The 16,880-nt window shown below is 67.4% G+C and carries 14 protein-coding genes and 1 tRNA gene; 9 read left to right on the top strand and 6 right to left on the bottom strand.

The window, feature by feature from the left end:
- Window positions 1–62 precede the first annotated feature (62 nt).
- Window positions 63–139: transfer RNA gene (locus CKW06_RS22125), tRNA-Arg, on the bottom strand.
- Between the two features lie 149 nt (window positions 140–288).
- On the opposite strand from CKW06_RS22125, the gene ubiA reads away from it, so the two are divergent.
- From ubiA to CKW06_RS24045, 3 genes are all read left to right on the top strand, one after another.
- On the top strand, window positions 289–1,182 hold the full coding sequence (ubiA, locus tag CKW06_RS22120; protein WP_024958000.1) for a 4-hydroxybenzoate octaprenyltransferase: 894 nt from the start codon (window positions 289–291) through the stop codon (window positions 1,180–1,182).
- Window positions 1,183–1,349: 167 nt separating this feature from the next.
- Window positions 1,350–2,774: a short-chain fatty acid transporter gene (locus CKW06_RS22115; protein ID WP_005414775.1), complete on the top strand. Its 1,425-nt coding sequence runs from the start codon at window positions 1,350–1,352 to the stop codon at window positions 2,772–2,774.
- A 273-nt stretch (window positions 2,775–3,047) separates the two neighbouring features.
- Complete coding sequence (locus CKW06_RS24045) at window positions 3,048–3,206, top strand: hypothetical protein (RefSeq protein ID WP_169800873.1); 159 nt, start codon at window positions 3,048–3,050, stop codon at window positions 3,204–3,206.
- A gap of 51 nt (window positions 3,207–3,257) precedes the next feature.
- Here CKW06_RS24045 and CKW06_RS22110 read toward each other — a convergent pair whose 3' ends face one another.
- Window positions 3,258–3,884, bottom strand: coding sequence for a YiiX/YebB-like N1pC/P60 family cysteine hydrolase (locus CKW06_RS22110; protein WP_024957999.1), 627 nt, complete (start codon window positions 3,882–3,884; stop codon window positions 3,258–3,260).
- A gap of 82 nt (window positions 3,885–3,966) precedes the next feature.
- On the opposite strand from CKW06_RS22110, the gene CKW06_RS22105 reads away from it, so the two are divergent.
- From CKW06_RS22105 to CKW06_RS22095, 3 genes are all read left to right on the top strand, one after another.
- Window positions 3,967–4,479, top strand: coding sequence for a hypothetical protein (locus tag CKW06_RS22105; RefSeq protein ID WP_024957998.1), 513 nt, complete (start codon window positions 3,967–3,969; stop codon window positions 4,477–4,479).
- Window positions 4,480–4,552: 73 nt separating this feature from the next.
- Window positions 4,553–6,391, top strand: coding sequence for a M3 family metallopeptidase (locus CKW06_RS22100; RefSeq protein ID WP_024957997.1), 1,839 nt, complete (start codon window positions 4,553–4,555; stop codon window positions 6,389–6,391).
- A 2-nt stretch (window positions 6,392–6,393) separates the two neighbouring features.
- Window positions 6,394–7,713, top strand: a complete 1,320-nt coding sequence (locus tag CKW06_RS22095) for a TPM domain-containing protein (protein ID WP_024957996.1) — start codon at window positions 6,394–6,396, stop codon at window positions 7,711–7,713.
- 1 nt (window position 7,714) lies between these two features.
- On the opposite strand, the gene CKW06_RS22090 is transcribed toward CKW06_RS22095, so the two are convergent.
- From CKW06_RS22090 to CKW06_RS22080, 3 genes are read right to left on the bottom strand one after another with little or no spacing between them, the layout of a single operon-like run.
- Window positions 7,715–8,386, bottom strand: a complete 672-nt coding sequence (locus tag CKW06_RS22090) for a VOC family protein (RefSeq protein ID WP_024957995.1) — start codon at window positions 8,384–8,386, stop codon at window positions 7,715–7,717.
- 53 nt (window positions 8,387–8,439) lie between these two features.
- Window positions 8,440–9,519, bottom strand: coding sequence for an alpha/beta hydrolase family protein (locus CKW06_RS22085; protein WP_024957994.1), 1,080 nt, complete (start codon window positions 9,517–9,519; stop codon window positions 8,440–8,442).
- A gap of 13 nt (window positions 9,520–9,532) precedes the next feature.
- Window positions 9,533–10,360, bottom strand: a complete 828-nt coding sequence (locus tag CKW06_RS22080) for an AraC family transcriptional regulator (protein WP_024957993.1) — start codon at window positions 10,358–10,360, stop codon at window positions 9,533–9,535.
- A gap of 187 nt (window positions 10,361–10,547) precedes the next feature.
- Here CKW06_RS22080 and CKW06_RS22075 point away from each other — a divergent pair, with 187 nt between their 5' ends.
- From CKW06_RS22075 to CKW06_RS22065, 3 genes are all read left to right on the top strand, one after another.
- Complete coding sequence (locus tag CKW06_RS22075; RefSeq protein ID WP_005411483.1) at window positions 10,548–10,961, top strand: hypothetical protein; 414 nt, start codon at window positions 10,548–10,550, stop codon at window positions 10,959–10,961.
- Between the two features lie 218 nt (window positions 10,962–11,179).
- Complete coding sequence (locus tag CKW06_RS22070) at window positions 11,180–13,582, top strand: TonB-dependent receptor plug domain-containing protein (RefSeq protein WP_024957992.1); 2,403 nt, start codon at window positions 11,180–11,182, stop codon at window positions 13,580–13,582.
- Entirely contained in the window at window positions 13,582–14,883 is a 1,302-nt protein-coding gene (locus CKW06_RS22065) for an aminotransferase class V-fold PLP-dependent enzyme (protein ID WP_024957991.1), read from the top strand. Before CKW06_RS22070 ends, CKW06_RS22065 begins: the two co-directional genes overlap by 1 nt.
- Window positions 14,884–15,356: 473 nt before the next feature.
- Here the strand turns inward: CKW06_RS22065 and CKW06_RS22060 are convergent, their stop codons facing one another.
- Window positions 15,357–16,871, bottom strand: a complete 1,515-nt coding sequence (locus CKW06_RS22060; RefSeq protein WP_024957990.1) for an aminotransferase-like domain-containing protein — start codon at window positions 16,869–16,871, stop codon at window positions 15,357–15,359.
- Window positions 16,872–16,880: the final 9 nt, after the last annotated feature.

The raw sequence follows: 16,880 nt of genomic DNA, 5'->3' as shown, positions 1-16,880 counted from the left end.
ATTCCTTGCGACTTCGCAGCATCGCCCGGTTGGGACGCTGCGTACAGGCAATGAAGAAAAAATGGCGCGCCCGGAGGGATTCGAACCCCCGACCAATGGCTTCGGAAGCCACTACTCTATCCGGCTGAGCTACGGGCGCGTTGTAGAACTGCCGCGCCGTCGGCCAGTGCCGGGGCGGGCATCGCAGCGCCATGAGGCGGTGCGGGACCGGCATTCTATCCAGTTTCGCCGAACAAATCTCCCCCCACCGGCAAAGCCCTGCCGGAGGGGCAGGAGTATCCTATCGCCATGGCTGATACCCCCCTCACTTCGCCGCAGTCGCCGGCGACGCCGCGTTGGCGGCATTACTGGAGTCTGATGCGCGCTGATCGCCCGATCGGCACGTTGCTGCTGCTGTGGCCCACTTGGTGGGCGTTGTGGCTGGCTGCTGACGGCCTGCCGCCGCTGTGGACGCTGTTCGTGTTCACAGCAGGCGTGTGGCTGACCCGCTCGGCCGGTTGCGTCATCAACGACTACGCCGACCGCTGGCTCGACCCGCACGTGGAACGCACCAAGGCGCGTCCGCTGGCCACCGGCGCAATCAGCGGCCGCGCCGCGCTCGCTCTGTTCGCGGTGCTGATGCTGGTGGCGTTCGGCCTGGTGCTGACCCTGAATGGCCTGACCATCGGCTTGAGCTTCATCGGCGTGTTCCTGGCCGCCAGCTACCCCTACCTGAAACGCTATACCCATCTGCCGCAGGTCTACCTGGGCATGTCGTTCGGCTGGGGCATCCCGATGGCCTTCGCCGCCGTGCAGGGCGAGGTGCCGATGCTGGGCTGGCTGCTGTACGCCGGCAACATCCTGTGGTCCACCGCCTACGACACCTGGTACGCCATGGTCGACCGCGAGGACGACCTGAAGATGGGCTCGCACTCCACCGCGATCCTGTTCGGCGACCTCGACCTGGTCATCCAGGGCGTGCTGTACGCGCTGTTCCTGGCCACCATGGCGCTGGTCGGCGTGCGTGGCGGGCTGGGTGGGTACTATCTGGCCGGCGTGGCCGTGGCCACCGCGCTGGTGGTGTACGAGTTCTGGATCTGCCGCAACCGCGAGCGCGGCCCCTGCTTCAAGGCGTTCCTGCACAACAACTGGGTGGGTGCCGCGCTGTTTGCCGGCATCGCCGTGGATCTGGCACTGCGTTGAGCCCAAGGTGAGGTAGAGCCGGCCGCTGGCCGGCTGCACCCGTGTGCGATCGCGAGATTGCCGGCCAGCGGCCGGCACTACCCTCCTCGGCGACCTACGACCAATAGGTGGCTGACAGGCCGCACCCCACCGCCCAGAATCGATCCATCGAACCTGGGAGGGTAGGCATGGCCTCGACGGCAGCAGTACAGGACGGCTGGATGGCGCGCGCAGCGCTGCGCTCGGCCGCCTGGGCGGAAAAGTGGTTCCCCGATGCGTACGTGTTCGCGGTGCTGGGCGTGGTCATCGTCGCGCTGGCCGCGATGGGCTTCGGCTCGACCCCGCAGGCCACCGCCAGCGCCTTCGGTGACGGTTTCTGGAGCCTGATCCCCTTCACCATGCAGATGGCCTTCGTGGTCATCGGTGGCTACGCCGTGGCCACCGCGCCGGTGGTCGCACGCTTCATCGATTTCCTCGCCCGGGTGCCGCGTACCGGCCGCGGTGCGGTGGTGTACGTGGGCCTGGTCAGCATGCTCGCTTCGCTGCTCAGCTGGGGTTTCTCGCTGGTGTTCGGTGGCCTGCTGGTGCGCGCGCTGGCCCGCCGCACCGAACTGCGCATGGACTACCGCGCCGCGGGTGCTTCGGCGTACCTCGGCCTGGGGGCGGTGTGGGCGATGGGGTTGAGTTCCTCGGCCGCACAGCTGCAGGCCAATCCGGCCAGCATGCCGCCGGGCCTGGTCGAGATCACCGGCGTCCTGCCGTTTACCGAAACCATCTTCCTGTGGCAGTCGATCGCACTGACCGCGGTGCTGATCCTGGTCTCGCTGCTGATCGCCTGGTTGACCGCACCGGCCGCCGGCAGTGCCCGTACCGCTGAAGACTTCCCCGGCGCCGCGCAGGCCGAGCCGCAGCCGTTGCAGCGCCGCACGCGCCCGGGCGAATGGCTGGAGTACAGCCCGCTGCTGACCGTGCTGCTCTCGCTGCTGGCGTTCGGCTGGCTGTTCAACGAGTTCGCCAACAAGCCGGTGGTCACCGCCATCGCCAACCTCAACACCTACAACTTCCTGTTCATTTCGCTGGGCCTGCTGCTGCACTGGCGGCCGCGCAGCTTCCTCAACGCGGTGGCCAAGGCGGTGCCCAGCACCACCGGCGTGCTGATCCAGTTCCCGCTGTACGGTGGCATCGCGATGATCCTCACCCACGCTGCCGGTGGCGACGGGCAGACACTGGCGCACCGGCTGTCGAGCCTGTTCGTGCACGTGGCCAGCACCGATACCTTCGCGCTGGTGATGGGCGTCTACTCGGCGGTGCTGGGCTTCTTCGTGCCCTCCGGTGGTGGCAAGTGGATCATCGAGGCGCCGTACGTGATGCAGGCCGCCAACGAACTGAAGGCACACCTGGGCTGGGCGGTGCAGGTCTACAACGCGGCCGAAGCGCTGCCGAACCTGATCAATCCGTTCTGGATGCTGCCGCTGCTGGGCGTGCTGGGCCTGAAGGCACGCGACATCGTGGGCTTCACCTTCATACAGCTGCTGGTGCACATCCCGCTGGTGCTGGGCCTGCTGTGGCTGCTGGGCATGACCCTGGCCTATGTGCCGCCGGTGATGCCCTGAATGCTGGGCTTGCTTGCCTGCGTGAGTTGGGAAGCCAGCCTCCTTCCGCGCGTGTTTCCGGCTGAGAACGCCATGAATGCGCGCCATGCTGACCACTGCATGAGCACATGCCGAACCCGCATGAATTCTTCAGCCGCTTGTGCCACAAGGGCTTCTGCGCGTTCATTCACAGGCGTACACGCAGATGTAGCCGCGCACCCACGCGTGATTAACCATTCGCTGCAGACGATGGCCACGTCCACCGCATTCCGCGAGTGGCTTTGGAGATCGGACATGGCACAGCAGAACCCGAACCAGAAGCAGCAGGGCCAGCAGAACCAGCAGGATCAGCAGCAGGGTCGTGGCCGCGACCAGCAGCAGCAACAGCAGCAGGAACAGCAGCAGCGCAACCAGCGCAACCAGCAGCAGGGTGGGCAGGACGAGGAAGAGTGACCTCGCTACCAGCTCCGGTGATGCAAAGCCCCGCCCCGTGCGGGGCTTTGCTTATTCCAGCACGCCGACACGCTGCAGCACCGGCGCTGCCGACATGTCGTTCGGATTGGTGCCGGGCTGATCCTGCGGTACGTCCATGCCCATGCCGCGGTACAGATCCACCCAGTGCTGGGCGATCTCCCCGGTCTGCGGGTTGCGGAAGTTCATCGGCTGCAATGCGAACACGTGGTGCGCACGGAAGGCGCGTTCGATGAAGTCCGAGCAGTAGTAGCTGTCCTCGCTCAACACATACGACGTGTTGTACGGCTTGCCCAGCATCGTGCGCGCGGTGGCGACCGCATCCTTGATGGCCGCCTGCTGCGGCGCGTGCAGGCGATAGACCACGATCTGCCGCTGCTTGGCGCGCGCCTCCTGGCGGAACTCGACCAGCGATTGCCGGCGCGATCCTTTCTCGTCCGCATGCAATACCTCCCAGCCCTTCGGCGTGGAAGCGACCAGGGCGACGTGATCGAAGCTGGGCGCGCCCTGCTTGCCGGTGGCATCGTCGATGGCCGCACTGAGGCCGCTGCGGCCGGCGGTGACAAACAGCAGATCGCCTTCGTGGACATCGACGGCCATCGCCACCGCTGGCCACAGGGCGGGCAGCAGCAGGCCGATCAGGAGCAGGAGGCGATGCATGAGGACTCTCGGACAGGCGGAATGCCGGAATTGTAGGGCGCGCGGTAGCATGGAGCGACCGGACCGGATTCAGGATGAGCCCATGTGTCGATACCGTTCTGCCGCACTGCTGATGCTCGCCTGTGGCGTGGTGCTGGTTGCCTGCACGCCAGCGCCGCAGCCACCGCAGACAGCGGGCGAAGCCGGGCCTGCCGCAGCGGCGCCGGCGATCACTGCCGCCGAGCCCACACCTGTGGCTGCACGCAGTGAATGCCCCCACCCGGAATTCGATACATTCCTGAAGCATTTCGGCAATGAGATCGGGCTGCAGGGAAAGGCCACTGCCGACCCGCTGCTGGACAGCTACATCGATGCGGAGGCCGAGCCGGAACCGCGAAAGGTGGAGAGCCGGTTGGCGCTGGCCGATGTCGAGTGGCCGGTGATGCCCGATCCTGCTGCGCTGGCCGGCCAGGGCCGCGAAATACAGATCAGCCCCCTGGCCGATGGGCAGCGGCAGGTGCAGATCCGTATGCCGGACAGCAGCGACCAGCAGACCTACACCTTTGCGCAGACGCCGTGTTGGACACTGGTCAAGCGTGAGGACGAGTCGATCTGAAACCTGATCCGGCACAGGCGCGGCGGGCCAGTGACTGCTAGGCTCGATCCCTGGTCCAGGCAGGGAGACGCCGATGCAGGCTTTCAGGAAGCACGCCACCACCACCGCCATCGCAGCTGTGCTGGCGATAGCCTCCCTCAGCGGCGCCCAGGCACAGTCGGTGCATGCCGATGACCGCGCCTACTTCGCCAATGCCACCGCCGAACAGGCCGCGCGAGACGCACTGGGCAAGCGCGTCGACGCTCTGCGGCAGGCGTCCACCCTTGCACCCGCGGAACGCTTCCGGCAGGCCGAGGTACTGGAGGCGCAGTGCCTGCGCCATCACAGCTACCTGCACCTGCAGGCCGCCCGCAATGCGCGTGATCAGCGTCCGGCCCAGGCGCTGGACCAGGTGATGGGGCTGTGCAGCCGCATTGCCCGCAGCGGCCGCGCCGCTCTGCGCGAGGCGCCCGCGGATGCGCCATGGGCAGCACCCTATGGCTTCCTGCGCGCACGCGCGTTGAAGGAGGCCGCCGCCCCGGCCAACGCCGCGCTGGATGAGGCCGTGGAGGCACTGGCCGATCCGGCGCTGGACAGCTTCGCGCGCCTGCGTGGGCAGATCCTGCGCAGCGCCGAGTACCCGCAGATCGAGCACGGCGGCCGGCACTGGGACACGGGGCGCGACAGGCAGGCACTGGCCCGGCAGCCCGACCGCGCCCTGCGCGAGGCGGGCTGGAAGGGCTACTGGCAAGGCCTGCAATCGCGCCGTGAGCCGATGGCGTCGGTGCTGCTGGGGCTCGTGCAGGTGAATGACGCTGCCGCACGCCTGCAGGGTGACGGCTCGGCGCCGGCACATGGCTATCAGCGCATGGGCCTGGATACTGCTGCAGTGGATGCAACGCTGGTGGCGATCGAACAGCATGCGGAAGACCGCCGCGCCTACCAGGAGATGCTGCTGCACCACGCTGCGCGATCGGGCATCGATGCGCCGCAGATCTGGGATACCACGGTGCCCGATGCCGGCTACACGCCACCGATGCTGACGCTGGCGCAGCTGCGCGACAACGCCGCCGATGCCATGCAGCACCTGGGCCCGGCGTACGTGGCTGAACTGCGCGCGCTGCTCGATCCGGCCAGCAACCGCATGGATCTGGCCACCGAACGCGGTGACCGCAGCCAGGACGCGTTCTCCGTGAGCGCTCCCGGTGTGCCGGCAATGCTGTTCGTTGGTGTCCGCAGCGGGGACCTGGAAAGCGATGTCGAGATCGCCCATGAAGCTGGCCATGCCGTGCATGGCGAGTGGATGCAGCGGGGTCATGCGTCGCCGCTGCAGCGCAATGGCAGCCAGTGGCTGACCGAGGCGTTCGCGATCTACAACGAGCTGCGCTTCCGCGACCAGCTGTACCAGCAGGCACAGGACCCGCGTGCCAAGGCCTACTACCTGAAATCGCTGCTGGACGACATGGTGCTGCAGCTGTTCACCTCTTCCGAGGAAGCGCAGCTGGAGCGGTCGATCTACCAGGGCGTTGCCGCCGGCACGCTGGGCACCGCCGATGACCTGGACGCGCTGACCGGGCGGGTGCTCGCACGCTTCGGCCAGCAACCGGAGCGCTACCCGCAGCTGCGCAACGCCTGGATCGGCAAGCGCCTGATGTATGAAGACCCGAACTATCTGGTGAACTACCTGTATGCGGGTCTGCTGGCCGTGCAGCTGTATGTGCAGGACCAGCGCGATCCCGAAGAGTTCCGTGCGCGCTATCTTGCCGTGCTTGGCGAGGGCTTCGATCGCGCGCCGAACGAGCAGGTGGCGCAACTGCTGGGGCACGCGCCTGACTGGGCGGCCCTGGTGGATGCCGATCTGCAGGTGTTCAACCAGACGGCGGCACAGCTGCAGGCGCTGCATGCGCGGATCGAGGCAGGGCAGGGAACGTGAAGATGCTGCGCAGGATGACGTGCACCTGGGCCACGGCATGGCTGTTGATGCTGTTGTGCCTGTTGCCGAGGGTGGTGATGGCCGGTGCTGCAGTCCCTGCGCTGGATGATCCGGTGGTGGACGCCGCCAACGCACTTTCGGCGGATACCCGCGACAAACTGCGCACGCAGGCATTCCAGTTGCAGGCGCGCACAGGCGCGCAGCTGCAGGTGATGGTAGTCAACCATGTTGGCGACGAAGGCATCGAAGCTTACGCACAGCGGGTGTTCGACCAGTGGCAGCTGGGCCGCGAAGGCGTTGACGATGGCGTGCTGCTGCTTGTGGCCGTGCAGGACCGCCGTGTACGCATCCAGACCGGCTACGGCGTGGAGGGCGCGATACCCGATGCCTATGCCGCCCGCATCATCGACAAGGCGATCGTGCCGCGCTTCCGCGATGGCGACCTTGACCAGGGCGTGCTGGACGGAACGAAGATCATAGTGGCGCTGATCGATGGCGAGGACCTACCGGCATGGGAAGAACCATCGATGTGCAACGTGCTGCCGGCCGATTGGCGCAGCGCAGACTCGGTGGTTGCACTGACGCTGCTGGCCGGCTTCCTTGCGGGTCTGTGGCGCTCGCCGCCCTCGGCGCAGGCGCACCCGGAGCGATTGCCGGCCTGGGCCCGCCCGCTGCTGGTGACGGCGGTGGTGGCCGCGGGCGTGCTGGCGGCGGCCATGTGGGCGCCACGCCACGCACTGGCAGCGCTCTGCATCGTGTTGGCGTTGTGCGTACCGGTGGCGAGCCTGCTTGGCTGGTGCTGGTGCCGTAGCCGCGGTGTGCGCGTGGTGCTGCTCGGCATGCTCGGGGTCAGTTCGGGGTTCTTCGTGGTGATGGTGGTGCGTGGCCAGTTGCCACCCAGTCTGGCCCTGCACACGTTGCTGGACCTGGCGGTAGGCATCGTGGCCATGCTGGTGTTCTTCCTCGTACAGGCGTGCCGCGCGCGCTGGCACAAGGACCGCAGCAGCTTCGGGGTGAGGTGCGCAGTGCTGTTGCTGCTGACCGCTGGCTACGTGCTCTTCGCACTGCTGGCCATCGATCGCGCCGGCCCGGTTGCTCGCCTCGCCACGACGATCGGGTGGAGTGCCGGCACGCTCGTGCTGTACTTCACCTGGATCTTCACCATGCTGCCAGGTGAGAAGGCACACGGCAGCCGCAGAGCATCCGGCGGCCACCGCAGCGCGTCCAGTTCGTCATCCAGCAGTTCGTCGTCGAGCAGCTCCAGCAGCTGGTCCGGAGGCGGCGGCCGCAGCGGCGGAGGCGGCGCGTCGGGCAGCTGGTAGATCAGGTCGCCTGCACACGCCAGCCGAGTGCAGCGTCCTCCACAACGCCCGGGCCGGCCACGTCGCCGACCTGCAGCAACAGCCCCTGCGCATTGGGCAGGTCCTTCTGCTCGGGGAACCAGCGTCGGTCCGCAGCAACCACGATCAGCAGGCCTTCGTCGTCGCCCATCGGCGCGAACTGCGCCGAAGGCGGACTGATCGGTTGCAGGCCGAACCGCAGGCTGGACTGTTCGCGCACAGCATCGACATCGTGGCTGGGCAGGCCGACCTCGCTCAGGCAGGTCAGTTCGCTGCCGTGGAAGGCGCCCTGATGCGTACTGTCGGGCAAGCGGCGGCGGCCGATCAGTTCCAGGATCAAGCCATCGGGGCCAGTGAAGTACACCGACTGCGATTGCCAGCTGCTTTCCAGCGCAAAGTAGTCCAGCCCCGCGGGATTACGCTGCAACGGGGTGCGCTCGCGTAGCCACGTCATCGCCTCGCCGAAGCGGTTGTCCGGCACGTTGAAGGCCAGGTGCACGCCTCCGAGCGGACGTCCTTCAGCGGGCTGCAGTTCGATCGTGCTCCAGCCGATGTGCACATGGGGGCCGATCACGCGTTGCTGCAGGACATCGTGAAAATACGCAGCGACGGCGCCGACATCGGAGACCGGCAGGGTGAGGTGCAGCAGGCGCATGATCGTTCTCCGTGGACGCGATCACTGTAGCGCCGGGCCGCATCCGGCGGCCACTAGCGCAGTGCGTCGGCGAAGAATCGCGTGGCTGCATCCACCGCCTGCCGGTGGGTTTTCGTCCTGGGAACCGCAGTGCTGCAGAGCTCGGGCAGCCTCTGCCCGCCGACAACGGTACAGGCCGCCAGGAAGTCGTAGTGACCCACGTCCGGCAGGCGTTGCAGCGTTGCGCGCGGAATCTGCGCCTGTGCGGCCTCACCATTGGTCTCCGGTGGCGCGACGGTGTCTGCGGTCCCCAACATGATCGATACCGGCTGCCGCAACGCGGACAGCTGCGCGGGCGCGAACGCCTGCACGATGGCGGGTGCCAGCAGGAACACGGCACGCACGCCGGGAATCGCGCGCTGTGCGTCAGCCTCGGCGATCCAAGGGGCAAGCGCGGGCGAAGCCGCAGCGGCCCGGCGCGCCTGCATCGTGTGCGTGGCCGCCTCCTGTTGCGGTTGGCAGACGCCGTCATCCGGGTGCGCGGTGCAGAAGGCCAGCAGTCGCTGCAGGCTGGGCCGTGCACCGGCTGCCAGCAGCGCGGTGTAGCCACCGGCCGAGAAGCCGACCACGCCCAGCCGTTCTGGATCGACATGCGGGCCGAGGATCGGATCGGCCTGCACGGCGGCCAGCGCAGCGCGCAGATCATCCGCGCGCAGCCAGGTCAGCACGCTGCCGGGCAGGGTCATCTCGTCGGCACCGTTGTTGCCGGGATGATCGACCGCGATCACCAGATAACCGTTCCGCGCCAGCGCCGTGCCCAGCCAGCCCATCATGCGTGCGCTGCCGCCGTTACCGTGCGACAGCAGCAGCGTCGGCAGGCGAGCCCCCGCGACGGGAGCATCCACCGCTGCGCGTCCAACCTCGAACAGCGGTGCGTCGGGCGGGCCGATGGTCAGGGCGGTTTCCCGGCTGCCGGCCAGCGCTGGGTACCAGACCGTGTAGCGCAGCGCGTCGTGGTGCTGCGCATCGCGTACAGCCGCGCTGGCCACCATGGTGGCGCCGTGGCGCTCGCCGGCCGCCTGCGTCTCGCTGCCCTCGGCGATGGCAGTGGAGACCATGAGGATCATTCCCAGCACAGCGGCCATCATGCGCATCTTCAGTTCCTTGTCAGTTGGGACGTTCGTCGACTGGCAGCCAGATCTCCACGCCGCCGTTGCCGGTGTGCTCATCAAAGCGGGTGTCGTAGCGTTCCAGGTCCGGTGCCTCTGCCAGGCTCAGGCCGGAGCCTGGCAGGTAATGGTCCAGCAGCCAGAACCAGGTCGAGCGGATGGCCGAGATGTGCCCGCCGTGCCAGGCCACAAGATAGCGGCGCGCCGGCACGTCCACCCGTTGCCAATGCGCAGGCACGCTCGGCACCGCGCTTGCCGGCAGAGCCGCGATGTAATCGAAGCCGCCATCGTCATCGCTGTTGCAGCACACGCCGAAGCTGATTGGAGCGGGCGTCGGCCATTCCCGGTTGAGCTGCGCCCATTGTCCGGGAATCGCACCGCCGCTGTCGCGGGTATGCCGCATGCCGATACCCGCCAGCTGGAAGGCGGGCGTGTCGAGCAGGCGCGGTGCCTCATCGCAGGGTACAGGCGCCTCGTCCACGCGGATCGCCTGTACCAGTGCCAGGCCGTCGGTGCCCTGTTCGCGTACCCGCTCTGGTGTCTGTCCGAACTGTTCGCTGAAGGCACGGGTGAACGCTGCATGGGTGGTGTAGCCCGCACCCAGTGCCACCTGCAGGATGTCGCCTGCGCCGGCGGCCAGCCGCTGCGCGGCCGCGGTCAGGCGCCGTCCGCGCAGGTAGCGCACCACCGAGGTACCGGTGCGGGCCTGGAACAGGCGCGACAGATGGAACGGCGACAGCCCCGCCGCAGCGGCGACGTCGGCCAGTGCCAGCGGTCGATCCGCATGGGTTTCGATGTACCACAACGCCTTGCCTGCCGCGCTCATCCTGCCGTTCCTTGAATCCGATGCCGGGCACAGTAGCGGATCGGTAGGCGCGGCGTTTAGCAGTTCTTGCGCTGCCGGGGCTTTGCGTCTGCCTGCGTACCGGCAACAATGCGTGCTTCATGGACGTGATGAGGGGCAGGGAGATGCGATCGACGACGTGGGATGCCAGGCCAGCGGAGCCCGGCCGATGATCGAGATGATCGAAATGCTGCTTGCCCTCTGGGTACTTCCCAGTCTGTTGACCCTGGCGCTGATGCTGCTGATGTTGTTCGGCGCGCCACGGTGGCGCGGCAATCCCTGGGTGTACCGTGTCGGCTTCGCGTTGCTGGGCGGGTTTCTGACACCGACGTTGTTGGGGGCGGGTCACGGTGGGTTGCCGTGCGCGACTATCGGCGGGCTGGTGATGATACTGACGCAGCTGCAATGGATCGGCGATCTGCAGGTCGACTTCATGGGGATCGGGATTCGCAACAGGGGCATCTGGATCATGTCCACCCCCGCCTTGGTGGTGTTCGCCGCCATGATGTTCGTTCCGCTGCGAACGGCACGGCCGGCCCGTTTCGGCTTTGGCGACGACGGCAACGGCAACGGCAACGGCTAGCCGCTGTGTGCGGGGATGGGGCGTGGGTCTGCATTGCCCATCCATGCATGGCGTGGATCTACGGATGAGCCTTGGCAGGGGCCAATCTTGGTTGGCGCATCAAGCTGTCGCACTGACGTCATGGCTCCTTCACAGATCGCGCCGAGACTGCGCGCCTTGTCCAGCCCTGTTGTTTCCGAACAGGTGCTGGCCCTGTCGCGTCCTCCCGGAGCCCTGCCGTGCATCGTTCGAAGCTCTCGCGTTCCATCCTCCTCGCCCTTTCCATGGCCAGCGCAGGAGGCGCGATCGCAGCGGAAGCCGATGCGGTCGATGCCGCCGGCGGCAGCCACGCCGCACCCACCCAGCTCGACGCGATGCTGGTCACCGGTACCCGCGCGTCCAACCGCACCCAGTTCGAAACACTGGCGCCGGTGGACGTGTTCACCAAGGAAGACATCACGTCCGTCGAATCCACCGACCTGAAGGACGTGCTGGCCCAGCTGGTGCCCTCGTTCGTGGTGCAGCGCCTGCCGATGGCAGATGGCCAGGTGTTCGTGCGCCCGGCGACCCTGCGTGGCCTGTCGCCGGACCAGACCCTGGTGCTGGTCAACGGCCGCCGCTTCCACCGCAGCGCGCTGCTCGGCAACCGTGGTGCACAGGCGGCCGACCTTGCACAGATTCCGACCAGCGCGATCAAGCGCATCGAGGTGCTGCGTGATGGCGCGTCGGCGCAGTACGGCTCGGATGCCATCGCCGGTGTCATCAACATCATCCTCGAGGATGGCCCAGGTACCGAGATCACCGCCGGCTATTCGCAGTACGCGCAGGGCGACGGTGCCTCCCGCGATTTCAGTGCGCGCACCGGCTGGTCGCTGGGCGACTACGGCAGCCTGGTGCTGTTCGCCGAATCGTCCAACTCCGACGCCACCTCGCGCACGCGCCAGCGCCCGGACGCGATCGCCTTCCAGGCTGCACATCCGGAGCTGGACGTGCCCAATCCGGTGCAGCGCTGGGGCCAGCCGGAACTGGAAAGCCGCCGCGTCGGCTTCAACGTGAAGGCCAATGCCAGCGAGACGCTGGAGCTCTATGCCTTCGGCCTGTACAGCCACAGCGACGGTGTCAGCGATTTCAACTGGCGCAACCCGGACACCACCACCGGCGCGTATCGCACCACCGCCATCTTCCCGGGCTGGAACCTGCGTTCGTTGTACCCGGTGGGCTTCAGCCCGCAGTACGGCAACGTCCAGAACGACCTGCAGCTGGTCGGTGGCCTGCGCGGTGAGATCACGCCGAAGCTGCGCTGGGATGTCAGCGCCTCGTATGGCCGCAATGCCATCGACTACAGCCTGAAGAATTCGATCAACGCCTCGCTGGGTCCCGCCAGCCCGACCGCGTTCGATCTCGGCCGCCTGACCCAGACCGAGAAGAATGCCAACGCCGACTTCAACTACGAATGGGACGTGGCCGCGCTGTCCAAGCCGATCAACGTTGCCTTTGGTGGCGAGTTCCGCCAGGAGACCTACCAGGTGCGTGCCGGTGATCCGGCTTCGTACGCCGTGGGCCCGGGCGCTGCCGCTGGGCTGGAAGCCAACTCCAACGGTGCACCGGGCTTCTCGGCCAGCCAGGCCGGGCAGTGGAGCCAGCGCAGCAAAGCCGCCTACGTGGACATGGAGGTGCCGCTGGGTGAGCGCTGGAGCATCGGTGCGGCCAGCCGTTACGAGGACTTCTCCAGCTTCGGCAGCACACTGGATGGCAAGCTGTCGGCGCGCTTTGCGATCACCCCGGACGTGGCCCTGCGCGGCACCGTGTCCAGCGGCTTCCGCGCACCGACGCCGGCGCAGCTCAACACCACCAGCACCACCCAGGGCCTGGACACGCGCACGCTGCAGATCTTCACCAGTGGCCGCCTGTCGCCGAACGATCCGCTGGCGCAGCTGCTTGGAGCCAAGCCGTTGAAGCCGGAGGAATCGCGCACCGCCTCGCTGGGCCTGACCTGGCGCACCGACCTGGGCCTGTCCGGCTCGGTGGATGTCTACCAGATCAAGCTCACCGACCGCTTCAGCCAGTCGGCCAGTTTCGCCATTCCGGCCGGTACGCCCAATCCGCTGGGCTATACCTCGGTGAACTACTTCACCAACGACTTCGACACCACCACCACCGGCGTGGACGTGGTTGGCAACTACCTGCGCGACCTCGGCGCCGGCCGCATGACGCTGACCCTGGCCTACAACTACAACCGTACACGCGTGGACAACGGCAGCACCTCGGTGGCCACCAATGAGACCCAGCGCGTGCTGTTCGAAGATCGCCTGCCCGAGCACAAGGGAAGTCTGACCGGCAGCTGGGACATCGGTGCCTGGTCGCTGATGGCGCGCATGCGCTACTACGGCGCCTGGACCGATTCCAGCGGCAACGCGGTGGGCAACATCTACCAGCGCTTCGGTGAGATGAGCTTCCTCGACCTGGCCGTGGGCTATCGCATCAACGAGCACCACAGCCTGCGCGTGGGCGCCGACAATGTGTTCGATCGCTACCCGGATGAGGCCACGTTCCAGGCCAGCCGTGGCCTGGTCTACTCGCGCAACGCGCCGTACGACACCGACGGTGCCAACCTGTACGCGCAGTACCGGCTGACCTTCTGATGGACGCTCGTCGTCGTTCCCTGCTGCGCGCCGGCGCACTGCTGCCGGCCGCAGCTGCACTTTCTTCACTGCTTGCCAGCGCCGCTGCGCGTTACGCTTCGCCGATGGAGATTCCCTCGACGACCGTGGCGCCGGACGTGCTGGCCCGCGATGAAGGCTACTGGGCCGCCGTGGCCAGCCACTTCGACATCACCGATGAAGTGAACCACCTGGAGAACGGCTACTGGGGCGCGATGGGTCGCGAGACGCTGGCCAGCTACCAGCGCCACACCGCTGAAGTGAATCGTGGCAACGCCTGGTATGGGCGCCGCGCGTTTCCGGCGCAATACATGGCGGTGCAGCGAGAGGTAGCCGAACTGCTGGGTGTGGGTGCTGATGAGATCGCACTGACGCGGGGGGCCACCGAGGCGATGCTGGCGCTGATCGGTGGCTACAACCGCCTGCAGCCCGGCGACCAGGTGCTGTATGCCGACATCGACTACGACAGCATGATCGGCGCGATGCGCTGGCTGCAGCAGCGTCGCGGCGTGCAGGTCGAGCGTATCGCGCTACCGGCCGTGCCCGACCACGCGCAGATTCTGCAGGCCTACGAGGCCGCGTTCACGCGGTTGCCGCGCCTGAAACTGGTGCTGCTGACCCAGGTCAGCCATCGCCATGGGCTGGTGCTGCCGGTGGCCGAGATCGCCGAGCGTGCTCGCGCACGCGGTATCGATGTGATCGTTGATGCTGCCCATGGGTTTGGCCAGATCGACTACGCGGTGCCGGATCTGAAGGCTGACTTCGTGGGCATCAATCTGCACAAATGGATCGGCGCGCCGGTCGGCGTCGGCGCGATGTACGTGCGCAAGGGGCGCGTGGCGGACCTGGACCCGTACATGGGCGAGACCGATGATGGCCGTGTCGGCAGCCGCGTGCACACCGGTACGGTCAACTTCGCCGCCTACCTGGCACTGCCGGAGGCGATTGCCCTGCATCAGCGCGTCGGTGTGGCCAACAAGCAGGCGCGGCTGCGCTACCTGCGCGAGCGCTGGACGCTGCCAGCGCGGCAGATGGCGCACATCGAGGTGCTGTCCTCGCCGAACCCGGGGCTGGCCAGTGCGCTGGCCAGCTTCCGCCTGCGCGGGCGCACCGGCGTGTCTGACAACATGGCTCTGCAGAAGCGACTGCTGGATGAGCATCGGATTTTCACCACGTATCGCGATGGCCTGGAATCGGGTGCCTGTGTACGCGTGACGCCGTCGGTGTTCACCCGGCCGGAGCAGATGGATGCGCTGGTGAAGGCCCTCTCCGCCTTGGCCTGACCCTGCTTTGGTGGGGGCCAACCTTGGTTGGCACATTCCAACCGTGCCGGGGAATCTTCCGCCGGCCAGCGGCCGGCGCTACCGGTCGGGTGGGTGCCGACTGTTGGTCGGCACATCCCATTCCACGATCTACCTCCGATCTGGTGGGTGCCAACCTTGGTTGGCACATTCCAACCGTGCCGGGGAATCTTCTGCCGGCCAGCGGCCGGCACTACCGGTCGGGTGGGTGCCAACCTTGGTTGGCACATTCCAACCGTGCCGGGGAATCTTCCGCCGGCCAGCGGCCGGCGCTACCGGTCGGGTGGGTGCCGACTGTTGGTCGGCACATCCCATTCCACGATCTACCTCCGATCTGGTGGGTGCCAACCTTGGTTGGCACATTCCAACCGTGCCGGGGAATCTTCCGCCGGCCAGCGGCCGGCACTACCGGTCGGGTGGGTGCCGACCGTTGGTCGGCACATCCCATTCCAGGGCTACCGCTCGATCGCCGGCAACGCATCGGACAACAACAACCGATCAATCCGTCGCAGCGCACTCTCCAGCTGTCGGCGGTCCGCCGCCAGCCCCAGCGACAACCGCACGCCGCTCTGGTGCGAGACCCCTGGCGGACAGAACGCCGAAGATGGCGCAATCGCCAGCCCCTGCAGCTGTGCGGTACGCACCAGCGTGGCGTCGGTCCACGGCGCTGGTACCCGGCACCAGGCATGCAGGCCTTCCGCGCGCTGCAGCAGCGATGGCGCCAGCAGGTAGCGCGCCATGCGCATGCGCTCGCGTGCCTCGGTGCGCACCTGGGCCAGCAGTGACTGCGCCGAACCATCCAGCAGCAGCTGGCTGGCCAACGCCGAGACCAGCGGATGACCCATCAGCCGCGTCGCCCGCAATGCAGCCGTCATCGCCTCGGCGTGCGCAGCGCTTGGGCACTGCACGAACGCAGTGCGCAGGCCGGGGCTGATCACCTTCGACAGCGTCGCCACGTAGAACACATGACGCGGTGCCAGTGCCGCCAGCGGTGTCGGTGCATCCTCGGCGAGGTGCCAGTAAGGATCGTCTTCGATCGCCAGCAGGCCTTCGCGCTCCAGCACGCGTGCCAGCGCTTCGCGCCGCTGCAGCGGCAGGGTCAGCGCGGTCGGGTTCTGACAGGTGGGGTTGAGATAGACCAACCGCGCGCCGCTTTCGCGTGCCAGCCGGGCCAGCGCATCGGGACACATGCCGTGTTCGTCGCTGTCCACCGGCAGCAGCCGCCGGCCCAGTGCGGCGGCGGCCTGCAGCAGGCCCGGATAGACCAGCGCATCGCAGAGGATCGCATCATCGTCGCGGCCCTGGCTGACCAGGATCGCGGCCAGCGCCACCTGGGCGCCTTCGGTCAGCAGCAGGCAGGCGTCGTCCACCTTTCCCAGCATCGGTTGCAGCCAGCGCGCCGCTGCGTGGCGGTCGGTCGGGTTGCCGCCGCCCAGGTGATAGGTCATCAGGTTGGGCGCGTTGCTGCGTGCAAGCACGGCGGCGGCGCCGCGGCGCAGGGTCTCGGCCAGCGCATCGGCGTCGGGCACCGGTGGCACGTTCATGCTCAGGTCCACCACCTGGTCGAAGCCGGCCTTGGGCGGTGCGATGAAACTGCCTTGTGGCCCGCGTGCTTCGATCAGGCCGCGCTTGCGTGCTTCATCGAAGGCGCGGGTGACCGTGGTCAGGTCGATGCCGAGCTGCTGCGCCAACGCGCGCTGCGAGGGCAGGCGCTGTCCGGGTGCGAGGCCGCCACGGCGCACCGTGCGTTCCAGCGAATTGACGATGCGCAGGTAGATCGGCCCGTTGTGCGCGAGCACGTCCTGCACCCATTCGCGCGCTGCGACATCCGGTCGCGGCATGTACGGAGCATGTCGGGGCGTATCGTTGCTTCCAACGGCGGGAGCCTGTCCATAACCATCGGTCGGTTCGGACAGGTGACCGCCGTTGTTGTTTGCGGCGGCCGCACCGGCCAGCGTCAGTGATGTCATTGCGCGTCC

This window comes from Stenotrophomonas maltophilia (genome assembly GCF_900186865.1).
Lineage (GTDB): Bacteria > Pseudomonadota > Gammaproteobacteria > Xanthomonadales > Xanthomonadaceae > Stenotrophomonas > Stenotrophomonas maltophilia.
This window is presented reverse-complemented; position numbering and strand designations above follow the sequence as displayed.